General features: G+C 64.3%; 26 protein-coding genes and 2 pseudogenes. 15 read left to right on the top strand and 13 right to left on the bottom strand.

Translation table 11 applies throughout. The features are described 5' to 3' along the window. The first annotated feature begins 42 nt into the window (after positions 1-42). Genes CN97_RS14350 through CN97_RS14340 form a run of 3 tightly spaced genes read left to right on the top strand, consistent with a single transcriptional unit; the run spans position 43 to position 2,757 of the window. Positions 43-930, top strand: a complete 888-nt coding sequence (locus CN97_RS14350) for an ABC transporter permease (RefSeq protein ID WP_051911269.1) — start codon at positions 43-45, stop codon at positions 928-930. Beyond that, positions 927-1,709, top strand: coding sequence for an ABC transporter permease (locus tag CN97_RS14345; RefSeq protein ID WP_035712824.1), 783 nt, complete (start codon positions 927-929; stop codon positions 1,707-1,709). Before CN97_RS14350 ends, CN97_RS14345 begins: the two co-directional genes overlap by 4 nt. A 1-nt stretch (position 1,710) precedes the next feature. Continuing rightward, positions 1,711-2,757, top strand: a complete 1,047-nt coding sequence (locus CN97_RS14340; RefSeq protein WP_035712822.1) for an ABC transporter ATP-binding protein — start codon at positions 1,711-1,713, stop codon at positions 2,755-2,757. Here the strand turns inward: CN97_RS14340 and CN97_RS14335 are convergent. From CN97_RS14335 to CN97_RS14285, 11 genes and pseudogenes are all read right to left on the bottom strand, one after another. Next, positions 2,754-3,908 (bottom strand): sensor histidine kinase, encoded by a 1,155-nt coding sequence (locus tag CN97_RS14335; protein WP_035712821.1) that lies wholly within the window; start codon positions 3,906-3,908, stop codon positions 2,754-2,756. The genes CN97_RS14340 and CN97_RS14335 overlap by 4 nt on opposite strands. A 143-nt stretch (positions 3,909-4,051) precedes the next feature. Continuing rightward, positions 4,052-4,273: a 50S ribosomal protein L31 gene (gene rpmE / locus CN97_RS14330; protein ID WP_035712819.1), complete on the bottom strand. Its 222-nt coding sequence runs from the start codon at positions 4,271-4,273 to the stop codon at positions 4,052-4,054. A gap of 11 nt (positions 4,274-4,284) precedes the next feature. Next, complete coding sequence (gene rplS, locus CN97_RS14325; RefSeq protein ID WP_035712817.1) at positions 4,285-4,653, bottom strand: 50S ribosomal protein L19; 369 nt, start codon at positions 4,651-4,653, stop codon at positions 4,285-4,287. Next, positions 4,650-5,555, bottom strand: a complete 906-nt coding sequence (trmD, locus tag CN97_RS14320; RefSeq protein WP_035712814.1) for a tRNA (guanosine(37)-N1)-methyltransferase TrmD — start codon at positions 5,553-5,555, stop codon at positions 4,650-4,652. Before trmD ends, rplS begins: the two co-directional genes overlap by 4 nt. Further along, positions 5,552-6,047 (bottom strand): annotated as a pseudogene (gene rimM / locus CN97_RS14315) (ribosome maturation factor RimM). The gene trmD and the pseudogene rimM overlap by 4 nt, the downstream one beginning before the upstream one ends. Before the next feature lie 99 nt (positions 6,048-6,146). Next, a complete protein-coding gene (rpsP, locus tag CN97_RS14310) occupies positions 6,147-6,497 on the bottom strand; it encodes a 30S ribosomal protein S16 (protein ID WP_035712812.1) in 351 nt (116 codons plus the stop codon). 72 nt (positions 6,498-6,569) lie between these two features. Continuing rightward, on the bottom strand, positions 6,570-6,872 hold the full coding sequence (locus CN97_RS14305; protein ID WP_035712810.1) for a chorismate mutase: 303 nt from the start codon (positions 6,870-6,872) through the stop codon (positions 6,570-6,572). Further along, positions 6,869-7,393, bottom strand: coding sequence for a GNAT family N-acetyltransferase (locus CN97_RS14300; protein ID WP_035712951.1), 525 nt, complete (start codon positions 7,391-7,393; stop codon positions 6,869-6,871). The genes CN97_RS14305 and CN97_RS14300 overlap by 4 nt, the downstream gene beginning before the upstream one ends. 23 nt (positions 7,394-7,416) lie before the next feature. Next, a complete protein-coding gene (gene ffh, locus CN97_RS14295) occupies positions 7,417-8,901 on the bottom strand; it encodes a signal recognition particle protein (RefSeq protein ID WP_035712807.1) in 1,485 nt (494 codons plus the stop codon). A 227-nt stretch (positions 8,902-9,128) separates the two neighbouring features. Then, a complete protein-coding gene (locus tag CN97_RS14290; protein ID WP_035712805.1) occupies positions 9,129-9,398 on the bottom strand; it encodes a hypothetical protein in 270 nt (89 codons plus the stop codon). Between the two features lie 72 nt (positions 9,399-9,470). Then, complete coding sequence (locus tag CN97_RS14285; RefSeq protein WP_035712803.1) at positions 9,471-9,746, bottom strand: hypothetical protein; 276 nt, start codon at positions 9,744-9,746, stop codon at positions 9,471-9,473. Between the two features lie 319 nt (positions 9,747-10,065). On the opposite strand from CN97_RS14285, the gene CN97_RS14280 reads away from it, so the two are divergent. From CN97_RS14280 to CN97_RS14225, 12 genes and pseudogenes are all read left to right on the top strand, one after another. After that, positions 10,066-10,953 (top strand): LysR family transcriptional regulator, encoded by an 888-nt coding sequence (locus tag CN97_RS14280; protein ID WP_035712801.1) that lies wholly within the window; start codon positions 10,066-10,068, stop codon positions 10,951-10,953. 72 nt (positions 10,954-11,025) lie between these two features. Further along, entirely contained in the window at positions 11,026-11,613 is a 588-nt protein-coding gene (hisB, locus tag CN97_RS14275; RefSeq protein WP_035712799.1) for an imidazoleglycerol-phosphate dehydratase HisB, read from the top strand. Next, entirely contained in the window at positions 11,613-12,251 is a 639-nt protein-coding gene (hisH, locus tag CN97_RS14270) for an imidazole glycerol phosphate synthase subunit HisH (protein WP_035712797.1), read from the top strand. The genes hisB and hisH overlap by 1 nt, the downstream gene beginning before the upstream one ends. Before the next feature lie 2 nt (positions 12,252-12,253). Then, positions 12,254-13,170, top strand: a pseudogene (locus CN97_RS14265) (glutaminase). Positions 13,171-13,282: 112 nt separating this feature from the next. Continuing rightward, positions 13,283-16,585: a YhdP family protein gene (locus CN97_RS14260; RefSeq protein ID WP_035712795.1), complete on the top strand. Its 3,303-nt coding sequence runs from the start codon at positions 13,283-13,285 to the stop codon at positions 16,583-16,585. Further along, positions 16,582-17,625: a tRNA preQ1(34) S-adenosylmethionine ribosyltransferase-isomerase QueA gene (queA, locus tag CN97_RS14255; protein ID WP_035712793.1), complete on the top strand. Its 1,044-nt coding sequence runs from the start codon at positions 16,582-16,584 to the stop codon at positions 17,623-17,625. The genes CN97_RS14260 and queA overlap by 4 nt, the downstream gene beginning before the upstream one ends. A 270-nt stretch (positions 17,626-17,895) precedes the next feature. Beyond that, a complete protein-coding gene (locus CN97_RS14250; RefSeq protein WP_084684184.1) occupies positions 17,896-19,218 on the top strand; it encodes an MFS transporter in 1,323 nt (440 codons plus the stop codon). A 60-nt stretch (positions 19,219-19,278) separates the two neighbouring features. Continuing rightward, positions 19,279-19,860 (top strand): DUF924 family protein, encoded by a 582-nt coding sequence (locus CN97_RS14245; protein ID WP_035712791.1) that lies wholly within the window; start codon positions 19,279-19,281, stop codon positions 19,858-19,860. Between the two features lie 50 nt (positions 19,861-19,910). Further along, positions 19,911-21,305, top strand: a complete 1,395-nt coding sequence (lpdA, locus tag CN97_RS14240) for a dihydrolipoyl dehydrogenase (protein WP_035712789.1) — start codon at positions 19,911-19,913, stop codon at positions 21,303-21,305. 81 nt (positions 21,306-21,386) lie between these two features. Next, entirely contained in the window at positions 21,387-21,641 is a 255-nt protein-coding gene (locus tag CN97_RS14235) for a hypothetical protein (RefSeq protein ID WP_035712787.1), read from the top strand. Positions 21,642-21,752: 111 nt separating this feature from the next. Further along, the gene (uvrA, locus tag CN97_RS14230; protein WP_035712785.1) at positions 21,753-24,605 is read left to right on the top strand and encodes an excinuclease ABC subunit UvrA; all 2,853 of its coding nucleotides are present in this window, start codon (positions 21,753-21,755) and stop codon (positions 24,603-24,605) included. Then, positions 24,602-25,315 (top strand): 3-keto-5-aminohexanoate cleavage protein, encoded by a 714-nt coding sequence (locus CN97_RS14225; protein WP_035712783.1) that lies wholly within the window; start codon positions 24,602-24,604, stop codon positions 25,313-25,315. Before uvrA ends, CN97_RS14225 begins: the two co-directional genes overlap by 4 nt. On the opposite strand, the gene CN97_RS14220 is transcribed toward CN97_RS14225, so the two are convergent. After that, positions 25,312-25,605, bottom strand: a complete 294-nt coding sequence (locus CN97_RS14220; RefSeq protein ID WP_035712780.1) for a hypothetical protein — start codon at positions 25,603-25,605, stop codon at positions 25,312-25,314. The genes CN97_RS14225 and CN97_RS14220 overlap by 4 nt on opposite strands. Further along, positions 25,605-25,880 carry an RcnB family protein gene (locus CN97_RS14215; protein WP_131389448.1) on the bottom strand — a complete coding sequence of 92 codons (276 nt, stop codon included), beginning with the start codon at positions 25,878-25,880 and terminating at the stop codon, positions 25,605-25,607. Before CN97_RS14215 ends, CN97_RS14220 begins: the two co-directional genes overlap by 1 nt. Positions 25,881-25,984: the final 104 nt, after the last annotated feature.

Below are 25,984 nucleotides of genomic sequence, written 5' to 3'. Positions count from 1 at the left end.
GTAGGCGGGACCGGCCGCTCCGGTCCCGCTTTCCACAGACCCATGGCCTCCGCCTCCGACAGCCCCGCTCTGCCCGCCGAACGCGCGCGTCCCGCCCTTCTCTGGGTTGGTGTCGTGCCGTTCTTCTTGTTCGCCCTGCTGTTTCTGCTGTTGCCGACGCTGAACATCGTGCTCGGGGCGTTTCGCGACAGCAACGGGGCCTTCACGCTCGACAACCTGAAGAACCTCTCGCAGCCGTCGATCGTCGCCTCCTACTGGATTTCTATCCGGGTGAGCCTTGCCTCGGCGTTTCTGGGCTGCGTGATCGGGTTCGGCATCGCCGCGGCCTTGACGATGGGGGATCTGCCGGGCTGGCTTCGTGGGCCGGTCCTGACATTCTCCGGGGTGGCCTCCAACTTCGCGGGTGTGCCGCTGGCCTTTGCTTTTCTGGCGACGCTGGGCCGGCTCGGGCTGGTCACCGTGTTCCTGCGGGAATGGTTCGGCGTGAACCTCTATGCGCTCGGCTTCAACCTGCTGAGCTTCTGGGGGCTGACGCTCACCTACCTGTTCTTTCAGATCCCGCTGATGATCCTCATCATCACACCGGCCCTTGACGGGCTGAAGAAGGAGTGGCGGGAGGCCGCTTCCATCCTCGGTGCGACCGGCTGGCAATACTGGCGCATCGTGGCATTCCCGATCCTGTGGCCGTCGCTGCTCGGCACGTTCGCGCTGCTGTTCGCCAATGCCTTCGGCGCGGTGGCGACAGCCTATGCGCTGACCGGCTCCTCGCTCTCCATCGTCCCGATCCTGTTGTTCGCGCAGATCAGGGGGGATGTGCTGCAGGATCCGCATCTCGGCTACGCTTTGGCGTTCGGCATGATTGTGATCACGGGTATCGCTAATCTCATCTATATGGTCCTGCGCGTGCGGGCCGAGAGGTGGCAGAAATGACGCGGCTGTGGTCCTGGCTCGCGCTCATCGTCGGGCTGCTCTACTTCTTCGTGCCGCTGATCGCGACCGTCGAGTTCTCGCTGAGGATGGAGCGGGGGCGGTATTCGTTCCGGGCCTACGAAGTCGTCCTCTCCGATCCGCGTTTTCAGCAGACGTTTCTCTACTCTACGGTGATGGCGTTCTGCACCATTCTCATGGGTGTTCTGATCGTCGTGCCGACCGCCTACTGGGTGCGGCTGAAGCTGCCGCGTCTGCGCCCCGTGGTGGAGTTCGTGACGCTTCTGCCGCTGGTCATTCCGCCCATTGTCGTCGTCTTCGGCTATATCCGGCTTTACAATACCTCCTCGCTCCTTCCGCTGACGGGATCGCTGACGGGGACGAATTTCCTGCTGCTCATGGGCTATACGGTTCTGGCTCTCCCCTACATGTATCGCGCCGTCGATACCGGACTGCGGTCCATCGACGTCGCCACGCTGACGGAGGCTGCCCAGTCGCTCGGGGCGGGTTGGATCACGATTCTCTGGCGGGTCATCCTGCCCAATGTGCTGGTGGCCGTGCTCTCCGGCGCCTTCCTCACCTTTGCCATCGTCATCGGGGAGTTCGTGCTGGCGGCCCTGTTGAACCGCCCGGCCTTCGGGCCCTACATGCAGCTTCTGGGCGCCAACCGCGCCTATGAGCCGGCGGCGCTCGCCGTTATCGCCTTTGGCATCACATGGGCCTGTATGGGGCTCATCCAGCTCGTCACCCGCTTCTCACGGCATACCCGGATCAAACGCTGACATGGCCTTTCTTGACCTCGTCCATATCGAAAAAGCCTTCGGCACGACCCGCGTGGTGAAGGATTTTAACCTGACCGTGGCGAAGGGGGAATTCGTTTCCTTCCTCGGTCCCTCCGGCTGCGGAAAGACCACGACGCTACGGATGATCGCGGGATTCGAGACGCCGACATCAGGCTCCATCCGCATCGACGGCCGGGAGGTGACGGGGCTGAAGCCCAACCAACGCAACATCGGCATGGTGTTTCAAAGCTATGCGCTGTTTCCCAACCTCACCGTGGATCAGAACGTGGAATTCGGGATGCGCGTGGCCGGGGTGGACCGCACGACGCGGCGGACAAGGGTAAAGGAGATGCTGGGGATCGTGGGTCTCGCCGATTTCGGTGCGCGATATCCGTTCCAGCTTTCCGGAGGGCAACAGCAACGCGTGGCGTTGGCCCGAGCGCTGGCGGTTCAGCCGCAGGTGCTCTTGCTGGACGAGCCGCTCTCCGCGCTGGACGCAAAGATCCGCATCTCGCTCCGCGAGGAAATCCGCGCGATTCAGCGCAGGCTGGGTATAACCACCATTTATGTCACCCACGATCAGGAGGAGGCCCTCTCCATGTCTGACCGCGTGGTGGTGATGAACCAGGGCCGCGCAGAGCAGGTGGCCCAGCCGTTCGAGATCTACAATCGGCCAGCGACCCGCTTCGTCGCCTCTTTCGTCGGCACGCTCAACACGTTCGAGGCGGAAGTGGAAGAGCCGGCAACCGGTACCGTGCGGCTGGGGGAGGAGCGGGTCACGCTGGGTCGCGTGCTTCCCACGGGCCGGGTCACATTGGCGCTCCGCCCGGAAATGCTGAAGCTTGGCGGCGGGGAAGGGCGCGTCACCCTGCCGGCCACGGTGCGGGAGGTGCATTTCCTCGGCTCGGTCATTCGCATGCGGGCGGATGTGGCGGGCACGCCGGTCGCCTTTGACACGTTCAACATGTCGGACTCCCCGCCGCCGGAAATCGGCGCGGTGGTCCGGCTGGGCATCCGCCCGACCGACATTCTGGTGCTCGGCGACTAAATCGGTAGCCGGAAGGAGAAACTGGTCATTCCAGCCCGGCTGTTTACGTCAATATCGCTGCCATGCGCTCGGGCGATCTCGCGCGCGATGTGCAGGCCCAGCCCGAAACCTTCCCGGCTCGAATTCCGGTGGCGTCGGAAAAACGGCTCAAAGATCTGCGTCATGAGGGCGTCGGATATCGGGTCTCCGCCGTTGGTCACCGAGATCCGGTAGGCTCCGGCCTCCTCGATCCCGCTAAGACCGATCGGCGTTTCCATGTTTCCATGAAGAATGGCGTTGGCGAGAAGGTTTGACAGCAGCTGCCCCATGCGGCGGGCATCGCAGGTAACCTTCGCCTCCGCCACCGCGACATCGAAGCTGCGCTCTGGGTGTGCCAGCCGCAGTTCATCCAGCGTCTGCATCATCACCACGTCGATCCGTACAGGCTGCAGGTCAAGCATCATGCCCTCCCCAAGCCGCGACCGGGTGAAGTCCGTCACATCGTCCAGCATTCGCGACATACGGACGACGCTGCCCTCCATCAGGGCCATCAGTTCCGCCGCCTTGTCCGCCGGAAGATTGCGCCGAAGCATCCGCATTCCCGCGGAAAGCGAGGCAAGGGGATTGCGGAGGTCATGGCCGAGAATTGCGATGAATTGCTCGCGGAAGGCATTGATCTCCTGTTGCTGACGGAGGCTGTCCTCCGCCACCTTGAGCTTGTCCCGCTCGGAAAGGTGAAAGGCTATAAGCTCGGCGAAGAGGGAAAACGCGCCTTGAATAGCCGTGGTATGCAGCGGACGGGCGTGCCGATCCATGGCACAGAGCGTTCCGAAGAACCTGCCATCGGGCAGCATGATCGGGTAGGAAACATAGCTTTCCACGCCGTCGAACGCCGGGCGGTGACGGGTATCGCTCGGCTCCATCCGCTCGATGATGATGGGGTGGCACACTTCTTCCGCGTCTGAGGACAGCGGGTCCAGCCTAATTTCCATGCCGGTCGCAATGCCGAAACCCGCCTCATCCCGCGCGCGACAAACGATCCAGCGTTCCCCGGAAACATAGGTCACGGCGGCAAACCCCATGCCGCTCACCTGACAGATGACATCGAGGATCAGCGGCAAGGTGTCGATTTCCGCGACGAATTGCGCGACGGTATCTGTACGGAATGGCAAGTGATGGACCTCCCCCGCCGATCAGGGCTCCCGGTTTGGGGAGTACGAAAGGTCATCCAGGCGGGAAACGCAACCATCCGCAAATGGAAACGGCGCGCCCACGGGGGACCGCGGCGCGCCGATTGTCAGGCAGATCGCAAATCTCAGAAGCCGAGACCGGCGTATTTGTTCTTGAACTTGGACACGCGCCCGCCGGTGTCCATCAGCTTGGCGGAGCCGCCGGTCCAGGCCGGGTGGGCGAGCGGGTCGATGTCCAGAGCCATCTGATCGCCTTCCTTGCCCCAGGTGGACCGGGTCTGGAAGACGGTACCATCGGTCATCTTGACGTCGATGAGGTGATATTCGGGGTGAATGCCCTTTTTCATCGCGACGATCCTCAGGCTTTGGGTTTGTAGTTGGTGACTTCCGCGATACGCGCGGATTTGCCGCGACGGTCACGGAGGTAGTAGAGTTTCGCCCGGCGGACACGGCCGCGGCGCACCACTTCGATCGACTCGATGTTGGTCGAGTAGAGCGGGAAGACGCGCTCGACACCTTCGCCGAAGGAAATCTTGCGGACGGTGAACGACGCCGAGACACCGCCGCCCTTGCGGGAGATGACGACGCCTTCGTAGTTCTGGACGCGCGAGCGCGTGCCTTCCGTCACCTTGAAGCCGACGCGCACGGTGTCGCCAGCCTTGAAATCCGGAATGGTCTTTCCGAGGCTCTCGATATGTTCGGCCTCGATCTGCGCGAGAAGATTCATCGCGTATCTCCTGGTTCCGCGGTTTTTCCGCGTTGGTGAGTGCCGCCCGAGAGCTCTCGGTCTTCCATCGGGTCCCCGCCCTTGGCGTCAGGCTTGTCCGCCATCCGCGTGAGGTGAGCCCGCCAGAGATCGGGTCTGCGTTCCTTGGTCAGCCTTTCGGCCATGTCCCTGCGCCAGGCGGCAATCTTCGCATGATTGCCCGACAGGAGAATGTCGGGTATCGCGCGGCCTTCCCAGACAGGGGGCTTCGTGTACTGCGGATGTTCAAGAAGTCCATCCGAAAAGGATTCCTCTTCGGTGGACTGCTGATTCCCGAGCACGCGGGGTATAAGCCGAACGGTCGCATCGATCAAGGCCTGAGCAGCGATCTCACCGCCCGTAAGGACGAAATCGCCAAGGCTGACCTCCTCCACCCCGTAGTGTTCGAGGACACGCTCATCCACCCCCTCGAAACGGCCGCAGAGAAGGGTGATGCCGTCGGCTTCGGAAAACCGACGCGCGGTCGCCTGATCGAAGGGACGGCCGCGGGGGGAGAGATAGACGACCGGCCAACGTGCCCGATCCCTTGGCGCGCCGATGGCTGCCTGATCCAGCGCCTTCGATACCACGTCTGCCCGGAGCACCATGCCCGCGCCGCCGCCGGCGGGCGTGTCGTCCACATTGCGGTGACGCCCCTCGCCGAAGGGACGCAGGTCGATGGTCTCCAGCGCCCAGAGGCCCATATCCAGTGCCTTCCCGGTAAGGGAGAGCCCCAGTGTGCCGGGAAAGGCATTCGGAAAGAGCGTAATGATCCGCGCTGTCCATGCGCCCTTCAGGCGGGGGCTGCCGCTCATCAGTTCTCGCGGCTGGACGGAGGCAGAGATGGCGAGGCGGCCGTGGGATTTGGGGGGCGCGTCGCTCATCCGGCATCCTCCGGCGGATCGACGACGATCCGGCCAGCGGCAAGGTCCACCGTGGGAACGACGGCACGGGTAAAGGGCAGGAGCATCAGACGCGGCCCCGCTACCTCAAGGATGTCCCCCGCACCATGGTTGTAGATCGCGCGCACCCGGCCAAGCTCTGTACCGCCGGTATCGACGACAGTGAGGCCGATCAGGTCGGTATGGTAGAATTCGTCGTCGGGGAGGGAGGGCAGCCGGTCCCGATCGGTGAACAGCTCCACCCCCTTCATCGCATCCGCCTCCTCCTTGGTGGAGATGCCGGAGAGGCGCGCGGCGAGGCCGTTCGGGATTGCGCGCGTGATCGTGACGGAAAAGCTGCGCTTTCCGTCCTCGGTCCAGAGGGGGGGCATAGAGGGTGATGTCAGAGGGGTCTGAGGTATAGCTCTTCAGCCGCACCTCACCCCGGACGCCGAAGGCGCCGGCGATCGCACCCACGCAAATCCTGTCGCTCATGCGTTTATCCCGGCCTGCTAGGAATGCGGAGTGTGCGCCCTTCCGGGCACACACGGGAGATGCTCCGGCTTTCCCCTGCGGGGAAAACCGGCTGCTGGCTCACTCGGCCGCGGCTTCGGCTTTCGCGGCACGCTCCTTCGCGCGCTCCGTGGCCTTCTTGCCGGGTTGCGCGGCTTTCGGGTTGTTGCGGACCGACTTCTCGCGGTGGCCAGCGGCTTCGAGGAAGCGGGCAACGCGGTCGGTCGGTTGCGCGCCCTGGCCCAGCCAGTAGGTGACGCGCTCCATGTCCATCTTCACGCGGTCTTCGGAATCCTTCGGCAGCATCGGGTGATAGGTGCCGAGTTTCTCGATGAAGCGGCCGTCGCGCGGCATGCGGCTGTCGGAGGCGACAATCGCGTAATACGGACGTTTCTTGGAGCCCCCACGGGCGAGGCGGATCTTCATAGCCATGTCATGTCTCCTGTATCTGGCTGTTCGGCGGGTTGCCCCGCCATCCGTTGTCTGTGCCTTGTGCGCAGGGCGTCACTTGGCGGTTTGCAGCTTCTCGTGGTGACGGATCACTTCCGAGATGATGAAATTGAGGAAGGAGCGGGCGAACTCCGGGTCGAGGTCGGCTTCGCCGGCGAGCCATTCCAGCCGCTCGATCTGCCGGGATTCCCGCACCGGATCGGAGGGGGGAAGAGCATGCTCCGCCTTCAGCCGCCCGACCGCCTGGGTGTGTTTGAACCGCTCCGCCAGCGTGTAGACCAGGATCGCGTCCAGCCGGTCGATGGAGTCGCGATGATTGCGGAGAAGTTCGGCCGCACGGGCCGTCGCGTCGGTCATTGCAGGCGCTCCGGTGCTGGGTGGCGATAGGCGATGCAGGGGTCTGCGTCGCGGAGGATGACGCTCGGATCCGGCTGTGCGCCCAGCCGTTCGGCAAGGCGGAGCGAGCGGGCGTTTTCCGGGCTGATATAGCTGACAGCCGTCGTCCAGCCGAGCGTGCGATAGGCCCAGTCGCGCGTCGCCTCGACGGCTTCGCGGGCATAGCCCTTGCCCTCCAGCGCCGGATCCCACAGCATCCAGCCGATCTCCGCCTCCGGCCAGCCTTCCGGGAACCACGGGCCAGCCATGCCGACGGCGTTGTCCTCCGCCCCTGTCAGGGTGATTGCAAAGCTGCCGTAGCCGCGGAGCGTCCAGTGGCCGATGACCCGCGCCAGTACTTTCCAGGCATCCTCGGCATCAAGCGGTCCGCCGACGAAGCGGGAGCGGTCACTGGCGAAGAAGGCGGAGAAATTCTCCACATCGCGCGCATCGAGGCCGCGCAGCACCAGCCGCTCCGTGCGGAGAACCGGTGGTATGGCCATGCCTCCATGACGCGCGAAGAACTTCATTTCTTCTTACCGATCCCCGAGAGGCCGGCAGGCAGTGTCAGCCCCCTCGGCATGCCCGGCGCAGCGGGCATCTGGTTCTGAAGAGCTTTCAGTGCGGCCGGATCCATGCCCTTGGCCAGCGCCTCCGGGTCGCCCTTGCCGAACATCTTCATGGCCTGCTTGAGCATGCCGCCTTTGCCCATCTTGCCCATTTTCTTCATGACGTCAGCGGTCTGCCGATGCATCTTGAGAAGTTTGTTGAGGTCAGAGACATCCATGCCGGCGCCCGCGGCGATACGCTTCTTGCGGCTGGCCTGAAGCAGGTCAGGGTTGGCGCGCTCCCGCTTGGTCATGGACTGGATCAGGGCGATCTGACGGCGGATCATCCGGTCGTCGACGCCCGCTTCCTCCATCTGCTTGGACATCTTGCCCATGCCCGGCATCATGGACATCATGCCCTGCATGCCGCCCATCTTGAGCATCTGGTCAAGCTGCATCCGCAGGTCGTTCATGTTGAACTGACCCTTCTGGAAGCGCTTCATCATCCGTTCGGCCTGTTCGGCCTCGAACGTCTCCTGCGCCTTTTCGACCAGAGCGACGATATCGCCCATGCCGAGGATGCGGCCCGCGACGCGATCGGCGTCGAAGGTTTCCAGCGCATCCATCTTCTCGCCGAGACCGACGAAGCGGATGGGCTTGCCGGTAACGGCGCGCATGGAAAGGGCAGCACCACCCCGCCCGTCGCCATCCATCCGGGTAAGCACCACGCCGGTGATGCCGACCTTGCCGTCGAATTCGGTGGCGACATTCACCGCGTCCTGGCCCGTCAGTCCATCGACCACAAGCAGCGTTTCACGGGGCTGCGCCACATCGCGGACGGCCTGGACTTCGTCCATCAACACTTCGTCGATGTGCAGCCGTCCGGCCGTGTCGAGGATATAGACGTCATAGCCGCCGAGCGATGCCTGCGTCTTCGCCCGCTTCGCGATCTGCACCGCGGTTTCGCCCTTGACGATGGGGAGCGTGTCCACACCGATCTGCTGGCCGAGGATCGCAAGTTGCTCCATGGCCGCGGGCCGGTTGGTGTCGAGGGAGGCGAGCAGGACGCGCTTGCCGTTCCTGTCCTTCAGCCGTCTGGCGATCTTGGCGGTCGTGGTGGTCTTGCCCGACCCCTGAAGGCCCACCATCAGGATCGGGGCGGGCGGGTTGTCGATCTTCAGCGAGCCGGGATCGCCCTCGCCCTTGAGCACATTTACAAGCTCGTCATGGACGATCTTGACGACCTGCTGCCCCGGAGAGACAGATTTCGTGACATGCTGTCCCGCGGCCTTCTGCTGGACTGCCTTGACGAAATCCCGCGCGACGGGAAGCGAGACGTCTGCCTCCAGCAGGGCCACGCGGACCTCGCGGAGCGCGGTCGCCACGTCCTCCTCGGTCAGCGCGCCCTGACGGGTGAGCCGCTCGAAGACGCCGCCAAGGCGTTCGGACAGGTTCTCGAACATGCGCGATCCTCCTCGGACCAGTTTCCGGCTGTGACCGGGTATTCCAAAACGACAACGGCACCCGTGGGCGCAACGCGCTGACGGATGGCGATCCCCGGCCTTTGCAGGGGACCGGAAGACACAATGCTCCCGGAATTGCGCGACCGATACGGGTTGGAGGCCGCGATGTCAACACAAAGCCGGCGCATCCGTGGATGGCCGGCTTTGCTCAGTCGATTATAACAGGATCAGTCGTTCGCGTAGTCCGGCACCACGATCGCCGTCGGGTTCTGCGCGCCGCGCGTCACGCTGGCGTCATGGTTGAGGATGAGTTCCATGCGCTCGGTGTCGTTGTTGCGTTTCGCATCGTGAAGCTGGATCAGTTCATTGGTGCTGAACTGCGTCGCATCGACACCCAGTTCGGCAGCAAGCTGGGCTTTGCCCGCGTTGACGCCCTGAGCCATGACGGGAGCGGCGAGGCCGAGGAGGGCGACAGTCATGATGGTCTTGGCAAACATGTCTCTATTCCTTGTTAGTCGCTGCCGATGCAGCATTTCTGGGGAGTTTGGGCGCAATGCCCCGGTTGAAACTCAGTGGCGCGTATCTGCGTAACCCGGCACTGTCAGCGCGGTGGGCGTGTTGGCGTCGCGTGTCACGCCTGCTTCCCTGTCCATGATGCGGTTCCAGAGCTGGTCATCGTGGTTACGTTTGGCGGTATCGAGTTGAATGAGTTCGATCAGCGTGAACTCCGACGGGTTCACGCCGAGTTCCGCCGCCATCTGCGCCTTGCCGGGATTGACGCTCTCCGCAGCGACGGGAGCGGCAAGGCCAAGCAAGGCGACGGTCATGATGGTTTTGGCGAGCATTTCCAGTTTTCCTTCGACATGGAGCCGTGTGGTGAGCGGCTCCCGATCTGCCGGCCGTTTCTTGCGCCGGTAGGGGGGATATGGGTTATGCCTTTCAGAGAGTGAAGGCCGAATTCTGCAAAAGTCTGTGCATTTATGCACATGACCTGTGAGCATATGAGGGGCTTGAAAAAGGGAACTATTTCGACATTCGCGTTGCGCCGGATTGCGTGACCGACCGTGATCACCCGGCATCACTCCAACATGCGCCGCCGACGGCCATATTGAGTAACGACACGCCGCGTGCCAGTGTCGACCGGAAAGCGTTCAAAGAGCTTCCATGGCCACCGACAACTGGAGCGAGATCAGGACGGCGTATTTCGTCGCACGTCTGGGCACTGTCAGCGCTGCGGCGGATGCGTTGGGCGTGCACCATGCGACCGTGATCCGCCATATCGAAGCGCTGGAGAAGCGGCTCGGAACCCGCCTCTTCCACCGTCATGCCCGGGGCTATACCCCCACGGAGGCGGGGGAGGATCTGCTGCAGGTGGGGCAGGCGACGGATGAGCAGCTTACTCATCTGCTCAATCGCATCCGCGGCAGGGGAGAGGAAGTCTCCGGCGATCTGCTGATCTCCAGCGTACCCGGCCTTGCCGATCTCGTGGTGCCGGCCATTGGTCGGTTTCAGGCGCTTCATCCGGCGATCCGGGTGCACTATGCCTCGGAGCTGCGGAAGGTCCGGCTGGAATACGGCGAGGCGCATGTGGCGCTTCGGGCAGGATCCGTGCCGGACGAACCCGACAATGTGGTCTCTCCGCTGATGGACTATCGTTTCGCGCTCTATGCGACGCGGGAGTTCATCGACGCGAACGGCTGCCCGGAGAAACCGGAGGATCTGGCGTCCTTTCGCATCGTCGGCGCATCGGGCGAGGCGTTGCGGGCGCCCTATAACCGTTGGCTGACCGATTATGTGCCGGAGCAGAAGTTCTGCTTCGTCTCGCCGGTGGGGCCGGCGCTGAAGGCGGCGGTTCTCGCGGGAATCGGCATCGGCTTCATGCGTGCCGGCTCGCACGAGACGCGGGAGCAACTCGTGGAGATCTTTCCGGGGATGGAGGAGCCGCGCTGGAGCTCCAAGGCTTATATCGTCACCCATGTGGATACGCATCGCACGGCAAAGGTGCAGCAGTTCGTGACCTTCCTGCGGCGGGACGCGCGCAACTGGACGTGAGGGGTTCCGCGGGAGTGGCGTGGACAATCGCGGCCGCCCGCCTATAAAAGCCCGTGAACGAGGAGCGAAGCGATGCGCAAGGCCACCATTACGCGCCGGACGGCTGAAACCGACATCACCGTCAGCGTCGATCTAGACGGGAGCGGGGTCTATGACAACCAGACCGGGGTCGGGTTCTTCGATCACATGCTGGACCAGCTCGCGCGGCATGCGCTGATCGACATGACCGTGCGGACCAAGGGCGATCTGCATATCGATGACCATCACACGGTGGAGGATACCGGCATCGCCATCGGGCAGGCGCTGGCGCAGGCGCTCGGCGACAAGCGGGGCATCCGCCGCTACGGCTCCTGCCACCTGCCGATGGATGACGCGCAGGTCCGCGCGGCGCTGGATCTGTCGGGGCGGCCCTACCTGGTATGGAATGTCGATCTGCCGACCCAGAAGATCGGCACATTCGATACGGAGCTGGTGCGGGAGTTCTTTCAGGCGCTCTCCACCCACGGCGGGATTACCCTGCATGTGGACGGGCTGCACGGGCTGAACAGCCACCACATTGCGGAGGCGGCATTCAAGGCGGTCGCCCGTGCGCTTCGCGAGGCGGTGGAGATCGACCCGCGGAAGGCGGATGCGATCCCTTCCACCAAGGGTGCGCTCTGATGCTGGTGGCGCTGGTCGATTATGATTCCGGCAATCTTCATTCGGCCGAGAAGGCGTTTCAGCGCATGGCGGCGGAAGTCGGGCGCATCACCGTCACAGTGACCTCGGACCCGGACGTGGTCGCGCGGGCGGACCGGATTGTGCTGCCTGGCGATGGGGCATTTCCCGCCTGCCGCGAGGCGCTGGAATCGCATGACGGCCTTTTTGACGCAATTTCGGAGGCGGTTCGTGACGGAGGACGGCCGTTCCTCGGTATCTGCGTGGGAATGCAGATGCTGGCGACACGCGGGCTGGAATACGAACCCACGCCCGGTTTCGACTGGATCTCCGGCGAGGTGCGCAAGATCGCCCCCGCCGATCCCGCGCTGAAGGTGCCCCACATGGGCTGGAACGAGCTTCGGCTGGAGCAGTCCCATCCGGTGCTGGACGGGATCGGGAGCGGCGAGCATGTCTATTTCGTCCACTCCTATCAGCTGCATGTCACGGATCCGGCGGATCGGCTGGCCTCGGCGGATTACGGCGGGCCGGTTACGGCGATCGTGGGACGGGACAATGTGATCGGCACTCAGTTCCATCCGGAAAAGAGCCAGGAGACGGGGCTAAGGCTCATCCAGAATTTCCTCGACTGGAGACCCTGAGGATGGCGCAGCGGCTGGTGGACACGCTTCACCGGATCGGCGTCGAGATGGCCCAGGTGCAGGAGCGGGGTCGCGTCGCCGACTATATCCCGGAGCTTGCCTGCATCGACCCGAAGCGCTTCGGCATGGCGGTGGTGACGGCGGACGGACGGGAGATGCAGACCGGCGACGCCGATACCAGCTTCTCCATCCAGTCTGTGTCAAAGGTCTTCACGCTGGCGCTCGCGCTTGGCAAGCTGGGCGATCAGCTCTGGCAGCGGGTCGGCCGTGAGCCTTCGGGCCAGGCATTCAACTCCATCCTGCAGTTGGAGCTTGAAAAGGGGCGCCCGCGCAATCCTTTCATCAATGCCGGCGCGCTCGTGACGACCGATGCGGTATTGGCCGGCGCAACCCCGCGCGAAGCACTGGGGTCCATCCTGCGCTTCATCCGCGCTGCGGCGGAGGATGAGAATATCCATATCGACGCCAGTGTCGCCCGGTCGGAGCAGAAAACCGGTCACGGCAATTATGCGCTCGCCCATTACATCGCCTCGCATGACAATCTGCTCCATTCGCCGGAGCTGGTCTGCGGCACCTATTTCCACCAGTGCGCCATCGCGAGACGTGCCGCCAGCTTGCCCGTGCCGGACGGTTCCTGATGAGCGCCGGGCAGGGGCCGCGGCTGGTTTCGGCGGGTCGTGTCCGCCGGATCAACGCGCTGATGATGACCTGTGGCCAGTATGACGGGTCGGGCGATTTCGCCTATCGCGTCGGCCTGCCGGCGAAGAGCGGCGTGGGCGGGGGCCTGCTGGTGATCGCGCCGGGGCGGGCATCCATCGCGGTCTGGTCTCCGGGGCTGGATGAACAGGGAAACACGCTGATCGGGACGCTCGCAGTGGAGCGTCTGGCGCGGGCGATGGGCTGGTCGGTCTTTGGGTGATCGCCGGCAGAAAGCCGCTGTGCAAGAATCCAGCGCCTTCCGTTTCCCAAGCGGCTCGTGAAAGCTATCCTTCCCGCAGTATCGGCTGCGGAGAGATGAGCGAATTGACGAAATGAGCGAGTTGACCGGCCCCCCTCCAGGTGGCCTGCGGCGCCCCCTATGGCGGCGTTGGCTGGTGCCGCTTGGCCTTGCGGGCGGGGTGGCGGTGCTGCTGGCGGCAGGGGGGCTTGCGCTTCGGGACAGACCCCTTCACGCGCCGCGCTGGGTGGCGGATCGGGTGGAGACGGCAATCAATGACGCGTTGGCGGGGCACGGAAGGCTCGCGCTCGGCGCGGTAGATCTTGTGCTCGATCATGGTTGGCGGCCGCGGTTCCGTCTGTCGGACATAACGCTCTTCGATCAGGCGGGGCAGCGGATAGGGACACTGGCCGATCTGCGCTTCCGTTTGCGGCGGGACGATCTTCTGGCGTTGCGCCTCCGGCCGGATGTGGTGGAGATGGGGCGCGCGACGATGTATCTCCGGCGGCTGCCGGATGGGAGGCTCGACCTCGACGTGGGGCAGACGGGCGCGGCCTTTGGCGCGGTCGGTTCGATGGCTGAGATCATGGCCGCGATCGACGACTTCTTTGAGGAGCCGCTGCTGTCAGGGGTCGTCTTCGCTTCCGCGCGGGAGCTGGGCATCCGGCTGGAGGATCAGCGCGTCGGTCAGGTCTGGGAGGTGAGCGACGGCCGCCTCACCCTCCGGCGGGATGGGGCGGGTGTTCGCGTCGCGCTGGATTTCGACCTTGGCGCGGCGGGGGAGCGGCCTGCCGCGGCCAATCTCCTGTTCGAGACACGGCGCGGCACGCCCGAGGCGAACTTCAATGCGCGGCTCACCGACGTTCCAGCCCGCGACATGGCATTGCAGTCGCCCGCGCTCGCCTGGCTCTCCGTGCTGGACGCCCCGCTTTCGGGAGAGGTTTCCGCGAGGATCGACAGCAGCGGGACATTGCTTCCCGTCCGCGGCAAGCTCTCCATCGGGCCGGGTGCGGTGCAACCCGAACCAGGGACGCCGCCCGTGCGCTTCCGTTCTGCCGTGCTGGCGCTGTCCTACGATTCAACTGCGGAGCGGGTGAGTTTCGAGGAGATCACCGTCCAAAGCCGTACCCTCCGCCTTTCGGCCACCGGGCAGGCCTTTCTGCGGGAGATGGAAGGCGGCTTCCCTGCCGCCGTTGAGGCCCAGATCGCCGTGTCGGATATGCGCGTTGACCCGGATGGCGTGTTCGAGGCCCCCGTCGGGTTCAGCGACGGTCAGGCCGATCTGCAACTTCGGCTGGATCCGCTGACACTAGCCATAGGGCAGGTCACATTGAGCGAGGGGTCTGAGCGCCTCCGTGCCTTCGGGCGGATAGCGGCGCGGCCCGACGGTTGGGAGGTCGCGCTCGACACGACGGTAAACGAGGTGGACCGGCAGCGGCTCATCGCGCTTTGGCCGGTTTCCCTCGCCGGCAAGACGCGGGACTGGCTGAACGAGAATGTCTTCACCGCGAACCTGTCGGACGTGAAGGCGGCCGTGCGTCTGCGTCCGGGAGAGGATCCGCGTCTGGGACTGACCTATGAATTCCGAGATGCGGAGGTACGCTTCATGCCGACGCTGCCGCCGATCCGGCACGGTTCTGGCTATGCCGCCATCGACCGCGGACGCTATGCCATGCAGGTCAACGAGGGGCAGGTGGATGCGCCGACGGGCGGGACGTTGGATGTCGCCGGTTCGACCTTCGTCGTGCCCGACATAGAGGAGAAACCCGCGCGCGCGGAGATCGACCTTCGGGCCCGCGGGAATATCACTGCGGCGCTCTCCGTGCTCGACGAGCCGCCGTTTCGCTTTCTCAGCAAGGCAGGAAAGCCCGTCGATCTGGCGGAGGGCCGTGCCGACGTGCGCGCCAGGATCGCGCTGCCACTCCTCAAGGACGTGAAGTTGCCACAGGTCGATTACCACGTCGCGGGCGCGCTGAGCGATGTGCGCTCCGACCGGATCGTGCCGGGGCGGGTGCTGGAGGCCGCAAACCTCGATCTCACGGCGGATCGCGACATGCTGCGGATATCCGGTGCCGGGCGGCTTTCCGGCGTGCCGTTTCAGGGGGCGTGGGATCAGCCGCTGGACAAGGCGAAAAGCGATCTTTCGCGTGTGACGGGCTGGGTGGAGCTTTCTCCCGCGGCGCTGGCGGCCTTTGCGCCGGGGCTGCCGGAAACGCTGGTGTCGGGGCGCGGGCGGGCGGATGTGAGGGTTGATCTGGCCAAGGGCGCCCCGCCGGCGATCCGGCTGGAGAGCGATCTGGCGGGTGTTGGGCTACGTCTGCCGGAGATCGGCTGGCAGCTTGCTCCGACGCAGAAGGGCAAGCTCTCTCTCGCCCTCACCGCCGGGAAGCCAGCAGAAATCCGACGCCTGTCCCTCGCCGCTCCGGGTCTGATGCTGGAGGGGGGTGGGGTGACGCTGAAGGCCGATGACACGCTGGCGGCTGCGCGCTTCTCTCGCGTCCGCGTGGGCAAATGGCTCGACGCGCCGGTGGTGCTGACCGGGCAGGGCCGCGGCAGGCCGCCTGCCGTCTCGCTGTCGGGCGGGTATGTGAACCTTGCCGCACTGCCGGAAGGCGGCGGCGCGCGGCCCGTGCGGAACGCCGCCTCGCAGGGGGGCAGCGTGCCGATCACCTTCACGCTTGACCGGGTCGATGTCGGTAAGGGCCTGTTCCTGACCAACGCCAGCGGTGCGCTGGAGACGGGTGGGGGCATCCACGGCACGTTCCGTGGCCTGGTGAACGGTGTCGCTGGCCTGACGGGGCAGGCAATCGCAACCGGCGGGCGCCCTGCGCTGCGGCTCAGCGCCACGGATGCAGGTGCGCTGATCGCCGCCATGGGTATCACGCCGCGAGCAGCCGGTGGGGCACTTTCCCTCTCGCTCACCCCGCGCGCACGGGCCGGGGAGTATGACGGGCGGCTCGCCGTAGAGGATATGCGGCTCAAGGAGGCGCCTGTTCTCGCGCAGCTTCTGTCGGCGGTGAGCGTGGTCGGGCTGGTGGAGCAACTTGCGGGCGGCGGCATCCTGTTCAGCGACATCCGCTCCGACTTCCGCTTGACGCCGGGCGCCGTGGAGGTGAAGAGCGGCTCGGCCACCGGTCCGTCGCTCGGCATCTCCGCCGCCGGGGTCTATCTTCTGGGGAGCAAGCGTATCGAGATGCAGGGTGTCGTTTCCCCGCTCTATCTGCTGAATGGCATCGGGGCCGGCCTGACCCGGCGTGGCGAGGGGCTGATCGGCATCAACTACACCGTCTCCGGCACGGCGGATGATCCGCAGATCGGGGTGAACCCGCTCTCGATCTTCACCCCCGGCATGTTCAGGGAAATGTTCCGCAGCGATCCGCCGCGGCTGGCACAATGACACTCAGGCTTTCCGACTTCGACTTCGACCTGCCCGACGATCTGATCGCGACGCGGCCCGTGCGCCCTCGAAGCGCGGCGCGCCTCCTCGTGGCGGAAAGCGACCGGATCAGCGACCGTAGGGTGAGCGATCTGGTAACGCTCCTCCGGCCCGGCGACCGGTTGGTGCTGAACGATACCAGAGTGATCCCAGCCCGGCTTTCCGGCCTTCGTATCCGGGGGGAGGTCGCCGCGCGGGTGGAGGTGACGCTGCTGGAGGCGACGGCCTCGAACGGTTGGCGCGTTCTGGCGCGGCCCCTCCGCAAGCTGAAACCCGGCGACATCATTGCCTTCTCCGACCGGCTTTCAGCAGAGGTGCAGGAGCGGAATGAGGCCGACGCGGTGATTGCGTTCAACCTGACGGGCGGCGACTTCGACACGGCATTGGCAGAGGCAGGCGCCATGCCATTGCCGCCCTACATCGCGGCGAAGCGGCCTGCGGATGAGCAGGACAAGGAAGACTACCAGACGGTATTCGCCCGCCGCTCCGGCGCCGTGGCCGCGCCTACCGCGTCGCTGCATTTCGATGAGCCACTTCTCGCCGCCCTGGCGGAGCGGGGAGTGGCGTTCTCCCATGTGACGCTGCATGTCGGTGCGGGCACCTTCCTGCCGGTGAAGGTGGAGGATGTGACGACCCACCGGATGCATGCGGAATGGGGCGAAGTCACCCTCCGCGCGGCTGAGGAGATCGCGTCCACACGCGCCGATGGCGGGCGAGTGATTCCCGTCGGAACCACTGCGCTCCGCCTCATCGAAAGCGCATCGCGCGGCGGTGAGATCGCCCCCTGGGAGGGGGAGACCGACATCTTCATCTATCCCGGCTTCCGTTTTCACGCGACGGATGGGTTGATGACCAATTTCCATCTGCCGAAATCCACGCTGCTGATGCTCGTCTCCGCGCTGATGGGGATGGACCGGATGCGCCGCGTCTATGCCCATGCGGTGGCGGAGCGGTATCGCTTCTTCAGCTACGGGGATGCCTCTCTCCTGCTGCCGGAATAGGATGTCCGTGCCCTGAGGCTTCGCAACCGCCGCGGCGGCTGGCGGGTTGACCTGGGTTGCACTGGGAGAGCACCATGCGGCGCGTTCGCGCGAAACGCGGACTGCTTTTGCATGGGGTTGGAGGAGGGCTGATTCGACTCCCGCTTCGTGGCAGACCGGCTCCCCATTCCGGTCTCAGCGTGACGCTTTGAGGCTATGACGATACGGTGCGATGTATTCCCCTTGTTCCGGTTCTCAGGTGAGATAGGGAAGTGAGATCGGAGGCGCATCATGCTCGAAGTTCTCGGCCGTTCCTGGCCCCTGCTGTTCGGGGTCTTTCTCATGCTTGTCGGGAACGGCATGCAGGGGACGCTGCTGGGCATTCGCGGCGGTATCGAGGGGTTCAGCACCTCGCAGATGTCGTGGATCATGTCCACGTATTTCCTTGGGTTTCTAGGGGGTTCGCTGCTTGCGCCGCGTCTGATCCAGCGGGTCGGCCATGTGCGCGTGTTCGCGGCGCTCGGGTCGCTGATCTCTGCGCTGCTCATCCTCTATCCGGTGCTGCCGGACTGGGTGGCATGGGCTGCGTTCCGGTTGCTGATCGGCTTTGGCTTCTCCGGCGTTTATGTGACGGCGGAGAGCTGGCTTAACAATTCCTCGACCAACGAGAACCGCGGCAAGGCGCTGTCGCTCTACATGATCATGCAGAGCGGCGGGATCATCGTCGGGCAGGCCCTGCTGAATGTCGCGGATCCGGCAGGCTTTCTGCTGTTCGTGATTCCCTCCGTGCTGGTCTCGCTTTCCTTCACCCCGGTCCTGCTGTCCGTCGCACCCGCGCCCGCCTTTGAATCGACGCGGCCGATGAGCATCCTGAAGCTCATGCGGACATCACCGCTCGGCTGTTTCGGCACCTTCGCCATGGGAGGCGTGTTTTCCGCGCTGTTCGGCATGGCCTCAGTCTGGGGTGGTCTGGAGGGCCTGACCGTTGCGCAGATCTCGGGCTTTGTCGCGGCGATCTATTTCGGCGGGCTTGTCGTGCAATATCCGATCGGCCAACTGTCGGACCGGATGGACAGGCGGCAGCTCATCCTCGTCATAGCACTTGCAGGTGCGCTCGTGATGATGATCGCGGCGGCGCTGGATCTTCCGTATGCGCTTCTGCTCGCTGTGGCCACCGTGATAGGGGGTGTGGCTAATCCGCTCTATTCGCTCTTCATCTCGCACACCAACGACTATCTGGATTCGAGCGAAATGGCGGCGGCGTCGGGCGGTCTGCTGTTTCTGAACGGCTGCGGAGCCTTCATCGGGCCGTTGATCACCGGCTGGGCCATGACGCGGCTGGGGCCGAACGGGTTCTTTCTCTATATCGGCGTGCTGCTCGTGGCGATCACCGTCTACACGGCATGGCGCATGATGCGCCGCGAGGCGCCGGTGGCGACAGGTGCGATGGCGGTCGTGCCGCCCTCCGCCGGGGTCGTCGCCATGGAGGCGGCGATGGAGGTCGCCTCGGAGGCCGCGCCCCCGCAGGAGGACGAGGCCTCCGGGGATCAGACTACGGAGACGTCCGAGACGGCTAAGGAAGCGGAACCCCAACGGGAATCCGCGGGTTCCTGAGGCGTTGCGTCCGGGCGGCTGACCTGTCAGCTTCGCCCGGCAGATGCCGAAGGAGACCCCATGACCCCGCACGACATTCTCGATTTCTGGACCCGCCAGCATGGTCCGGAGGATTGGTACAAGTCTGATCCCGCGCTTGACGAGGCTATCCGCAGCCGCTTCCTGTCGGCCTGGGAGCAACTCGAGGCTGGTGGTCTCACAGAGTGGATCGACGGGCCGGATGAAGCGCTGGCCTATATCATCCTCGCCGATCAGTTCCCGCGCAACATGTTCCGCGACGACCCTCGCAGCTTTGCCACCGATCCGGCCGCGCGGGCCGCGGCGAGGCGGGCCATAGAGGAAGGATGGGATCTCGCAATAGAGGAGCCGACGCGACAGTTCTTCTATCTGCCCTTCATGCATTCCGAGGACATGGGAGATCAGGAGTTCTGTATCGCGGCGGTGCGGGAACGCATGCCAGAAACGGGTGAGAACACGCTACTCCATGCCCGCGCCCATGCGGAGGTGATTGACACCTATGGCCGTTTTCCGCACCGCAACGAAGCTCTTGGGCGGCAGACGACCACGGCGGAGCAAGACTATTTTGACGAGGGGGCCTATGGCGGCGTCGTCCGCAAGCTGCAGGAACGGGATGCGGATTGAACGGTGCTGAAAGATAGTTTAACGTCAAACTAATTTCCGAACGAGGGTGAATGATGGCTTCCAGCTATGATGTGATCGTGATCGGCTCCGGCCCCGGCGGCTATGTCTGCGCGATACGCGCGGCGCAATTGGGGATGAATGTCGCCATTGTTGAGCGGGAACATCTGGGAGGCATCTGCCTCAACTGGGGCTGCATCCCGACGAAGGCGCTGCTCCGTTCGGCGGAGGTCTTTCACCTGATGCACCGGGCGAAGGATTTCGGCCTGAAAGCAGGTGACATCGGCTATGATCTGGATGCCGTGGTCCAGCGCTCTCGCGGGGTCGCAAAGCAGCTTTCCGGCGGCGTCTCGCACCTGATGAAGAAGAACAAGATCACCGTGGTCATGGGCACTGCCAAGCTCGCCAAAGGCGGCAAGGTGGTGGTGACGACAGAAAAGGGCACGGAGGAGTTGACCGGCAAGGCCGTCGTGCTTGCGACCGGCGCGCGTGCCCGGGAGCTGCCGGGGCTGGAGGCGGACGGCGATCTGGTCTGGACCTACAAACACGCGCTGCTGCCCAAGCGGATGCCGAAGAAGCTGCTTGTCATCGGCTCCGGCGCCATCGGCATCGAATTCGCCAGTTTCTACAACACCCTGGGCGCTGAGACGACGGTGGTTGAGGTGATGGACCGCATCCTGCCGGTTGAAGATGCGGAGATCTCCGCCTTCGCCCGGAAGCAGTTCGAGAAGCAGGGGATGAAGATCCTCGAAAAGACCACGGTGAAGAAGCTGGACCGCGCGAATGGCAAGGTCACCGCGCATCTGGAAGCCGGGGGCAAGACCACGACGGCGGAGTTCGACACCGTTATCTCGGCGGTGGGGATCGTCGGCAATGTGGAAAACCTCGGGCTGGAAGATATCGGCGTCAAGATCGACCGCACCCATGTGGTGACGGACGAATTCTGCCGCACCGGGGTGGAAGGCGTCTTCGCCATCGGCGACATCGCCGGCGCGCCCTGGCTGGCGCACAAGGCCAGCCATGAGGGTATCATGGTGGCGGAGCTGATCGCGGGCGGCCATCCGCATCCGATGAAGCCAGGCTCTGTCGCGGGCTGTACCTACTGCCATCCCCAGATCGCCAGCGTCGGCATGACGGAGGCGAAGGCGAAGGAGGCCGGCCATGAGGTGAAGGTCGGCAAGTTCCCCTTCATCGGCAACGGCAAGGCCATCGCGCTGGGAGAGACGGAGGGTATGGTCAAGACCGTGTTCGACGCCAAGACCGGGGAGCTTCTCGGGGCGCATATGGTGGGCGCGGAAGTGACGGAGATGATCCAGGGCTATGTGATCGGCCGGACGCTGGAGACGACGGAGGCGGAGCTGATCGAGACGATCTTCCCGCACCCGACCATCTCGGAGTCCATGCACGAAGCGGTGCTGGCCGCCTATGGGCGCGCGATCCATATCTGATCCCGCTTCCGGCGCGGCGGCATTGCGTCGCGCCGGGCGGCATGATCTCATCCGCTCATTCAGCAGGATGGATGGATCAAAATGTTTGGAAGAAAGCCGCTACCCGGAATTGCCGAGCTTTACGACGAACAGAAGAGCCGTAACGGCGACTATGCTCAGACCTTCGAATATTTCACGCTGGAGGCGGATAACCGCAATGCCCTGGACTTGGAACTCGCGGGGCATGCGAGGTCTGGATGGGAGGTCGAGGGATTTTCCGTCGCACGAAACGCGTCGCAGACAGCGGTCTTCTACGTGTTGATGCGACGGCCGGTGAAGCCCCCCAAGGACCGGTGATCCCGGCACCGTAAAATTTATCCGGGCAATGTTCACTTATTGTTCACTTTTACGGTTGGAGACTCGGCCGGCAGCACCTATCTTCTGCTCCGGTCCCCTCCCGGAGTTTCCATGGAACAGAAGTTCATCTCCGTCCGCGGCGCACGCGAGCACAATCTCAAGAATGTCGATGTGGATATTCCACGCGACAAGCTGGTGGTGCTGACGGGTCTCTCCGGATCGGGGAAGTCATCGCTGGCCTTTGATACGATCTATGCCGAGGGGCAGCGGCGCTATGTGGAGAGCCTGTCGGCCTATGCGCGGCAGTTCCTTGACATGATGCAGAAGCCGGATGTGGATCACATCTCCGGCCTCTCGCCCGCGATTTCCATTGAGCAGAAGACCACGTCGAAGAACCCGCGCTCCACCGTTGGCACGGTAACGGAGATCTACGACTATCTGCGGCTGCTCTTCGCACGTGTGGGTGTACCCTACAGCCCCGTGACCGGCCTGCCGATCGAGGCGCAGCAGGTGCAGGACATGGTGGACAGGACGCTGGCCCTGCCGGAAGGCACGCGAGCCTATCTGCTGGCGCCCATCGTGCGGGAGCGGAAGGGCGAATATCGCAAGGAAATGCTGGAACTGCGCAAGCAGGGCTTCCAGCGCGTCAAGGTTGACGGGCAGTTCTACGAGCTGGACGAAGCGCCGACGCTCGACAAGAAATTCCGTCATGACATCGATGTGGTAGTGGATCGGATCATCGTCCGTCCGGGGTCGGAGACGCGGTTGGCCGACAGCTTCCGCACCGCGCTCGATCTGGCGGAGGGCATCGCGATACTGGAGACTGCGCCGAGCGAAGGGGAGCCCGAGCGGATTACCTTCTCCGAGAAGTTCGCCTGCCCGGAATCCGGCTTCACCATACCGGAGATCGAACCGCGCCTGTTCTCGTTCAACGCGCCCATGGGGGCCTGTCCTGAATGTGACGGTCTGGGGGTGGAGTTGTTCTTCGATGAGCGGCTGGTGGTGCCGGACGTGACGCTGAAGGTCGCTGATGCCATCGCGCCCTGGGCCAAGTCTAAAAGCCCCTATTATCGCCAGACCATTGAGGCAATTGCGGATCACTACGGCTTTGACCCCAAGACGCGCTGGAAAGATCTGCCGGAGAAGGCGCGCGATGTCTTCGTCAATGGCTCAGCGGGTGAAGAGATCACCTTCCGCTATGACGAGGGGGGGCGCGTCTATCAGGTGAAACGCGCGTTCGAGGGTGTGATCCCCAACATGCAGCGCCGCTACCGCGAGACGGATTCCGCCTGGAGCCGCGAGGACCTGGAGCGTTATCAGAACAACCGGCCCTGCGCGGCCTGTCACGGCTACCGGCTGAAACCGGAGGCCTTGGCCGTCAAGATCGCGGGCCTGCATGTCGGGCAGGTCGTCGAGAAATCCATTCGGGAGGCCCATGACTGGGTGCTTTCCGTGCCCGAAACGCTGACCGAGCAGCGCAACGAAATCGCCCGCGCGATCCTCAAGGAGATCAGGGAGCGGCTGGGCTTTCTTGTCAATGTCGGGCTGGATTACCTGACGCTTTCGCGTTCCGCCGGGACGCTGTCGGGGGGCGAAAGCCAACGGATCAGGCTGGCGAGCCAGATCGGGTCGGGGCTGACGGGCGTGCTCTACGTGCTTGACGAGCCGTCCATCGGCCTGCACCAGCGCGACAATGACAGGCTGCTGGAGACGCTGAAGAACCTGCGGGATGCGGGCAATACCGTGCTGGTGGTGGAGCATGACGAGGACGCGATCCGCACCGCGGATTATGTGCTCGACGTCGGGCCTGGCGCGGGTGTGCATGGCGGAGAGATCGTGGCCCAGGGAACGCCCGAACAACTGGCGGCGGATCCTGCCTCGCTCACCGGCAAGTACCTCTCCGGCGAGCGCGAGATTTCGGTGCCGAAAGAGCGGCGCAAGGGCAACGGCAAGAAGGTGACTGTGGTCAACGCGACCGGCAACAACCTTCAGAACGTGACGGCTGATTTTCCGCTGGGCAAGTTCGTCTGTGTCACAGGGGTATCCGGCGGCGGCAAATCTACCCTCACCATCGAGACTTTGTTCAAGACAGCCTCCATGCGGCTCAACGGTGCGCATCAGACACCGGCGCCCTGCGATACGGTGAAGGGGCTCGACCATCTGGACAAGGTGATCGACATCGACCAGCGCCCCATCGGCCGCACGCCGCGTTCAAACCCCGCCACCTATACGGGCGCCTTCGGGCCGATCCGGGACTGGTTCGCCGGTCTGCCCGAGGCCCAGGCGCGTGGCTACAAGCCGGGGCGCTTCTCCTTCAACGTGAAGGGAGGGCGGTGCGAAGCCTGTCAGGGGGATGGCGTCATCAAGATCGAGATGCATTTCCTCCCGGATGTCTATGTCACCTGCGAGACCTGTAAGGGCGCGCGTTACAATCGGGAAACTCTTGAAATAAAGTTCAAGGGCAAAAGTATATCCGACGTTCTTGATATGACGGTTGAAGATGCGCAGAGCTTCTTCAGCGCGGTTCCCTCCATCCGGGAGAAGATGGATGCGCTTGTCCACGTCGGGCTTGGCTATGTGAAAGTGGGCCAGCAGGCGACAACGCTTTCCGGGGGTGAGGCGCAGCGGGTGAAGCTGTCCAAGGAGCTCGCGCGGCGCTCCACCGGCAGAACGCTCTATATCCTCGACGAGCCGACGACGGGTCTGCATTTTGAGGATGTACGCAAGCTGTTGGAGGTGCTGCACCAGCTTGTTGATCAGGGCAACACCGTGGTGGTGATCGAGCACAATCTCGATGTCGTCAAAACGGCCGACTGGATCATCGACATCGGCCCCGAGGGCGGTGACGGCGGAGGGCGCATCGTCGCCACCGGGACGCCGGAGGCTGTGGCGAAGGTGTCCGATTCCTATACCGGCCATTACCTTGGCCCGCTGCTGAAACCGCGCCGGATGGCCGCGGAATGAGCGTGCAGGCCTGCCTGAACGGCGCCCGTCGCCCTGGTTCGCACCCCACGCTGCCGGTCACACCGGCGGAGCTTGCTCGCGACGCAGCGCTCTGCCGCGCTGCGGGGGCGGAGACCGTACACCTGCATGTCCGGGATCACGACGGGGCGGAATCCCTGCGCCCCGAGCACGTGGCTGAAACCCTGACCGTCGTTCGGGAAGCCGTGCCCGGAATGCCGGTGGGCATATCCACCGGGGCATGGATCCCACCCTATGCCAATCGGCTCGCGGCGATGGGTCAGTGGTCGGTTCGCCCGGATTTCGTCTCCATCAACCTCTCTGAGGCCGACGCTCCGGAAGTGATCACTCTCATGCAGCGGCAGCGGATCGGAGTGGAGGCCGGGCTGAGCTCGCTCGAGGATGTGCGCCGTCTGCTTTCGCTCGAACCGGGCAATTGCCTGCGCTTTCTGGTGGAGATGGAAGGGGTCGATTTCGCAACGCAACGCGACGAGGCGCAGGAGATGATCCACCGCCTCGCAGATGCCGCGCCGCATGTTCCCATGCTGTTGCACGGGATGGATGCGACTGCTTGGCAGTTCGTGGATATGGCGGCAGGTCAGGGATTGGCGACGCGTATCGGGCTTGAGGATGTGCTCAGCCTGCCCGATGGCTCTCCCGCCGACAATCCGCGCCTGGTGTCCGAAGCGGTCCGCCGGTATCCTGTCGCCTAGCGGGGCGGTTGCAGGTTTGGACCGGCATCGACCCCGGGAACGATGATCGTTCGCCGGCGTAGCTGATCCTGCAACTGCTGTCGCTGGCGGATCTGATCCTGCTGCGCATTGTTGCGCTGCTGGTCCATCTGCTGCCTCTGGCTGTCCAGCTGCTGATTGCGGCGGCGGAGCGCATCGGCGCTGTCGGGCGTTTGTACGCACCGCATGCCGGGCGGACAAGTGGTTTGCGCCGACACTGGCCCCGACAGGATCGTCAGAGCCAGCGCAGCCAGGAGCCAGCGCATCTGCATCAGCCGCCCCTCAGCCGGTCATAGGACAGCATGATCTGGGCCACACGCTGGCTTCTGTCATCCACCATCACGACCCAGCCCTTCAGCACCCGGTAGTGATAGCCGCGCGGCGGTGCGGGCAGACGGCTGCGCGCGGCCTGCTGGAACGGGGGCGCGCTGCGAGCGCTATCCCCCAGTTCGGGCGCGCTTCCGGGTAGCTCGCTGCCATCCCAGGCATATCCATAGCGCGGGGTATAGGACGGTTGCGACGGCCATGGATTAAAGGGGATCGTCATCAGACCGGCAAGCAACCCCGTCCAGATCGGGCTGGACTCCGAATACCGGCGCGGCCGGCGGTCATAGCCGGGAGGCCAGCGGCCATTATGCCAGCCGGAAGATG

It is taken from the genome of Haematobacter massiliensis (assembly GCF_000740795.1).
In the GTDB taxonomy this organism is placed as follows: Bacteria; Pseudomonadota; Alphaproteobacteria; order Rhodobacterales; family Rhodobacteraceae; genus Haematobacter; species Haematobacter massiliensis.
The sequence above is the reverse complement of the archived record's forward strand: the minus strand, read 5'-3'. Positions and strand labels throughout refer to the sequence as shown.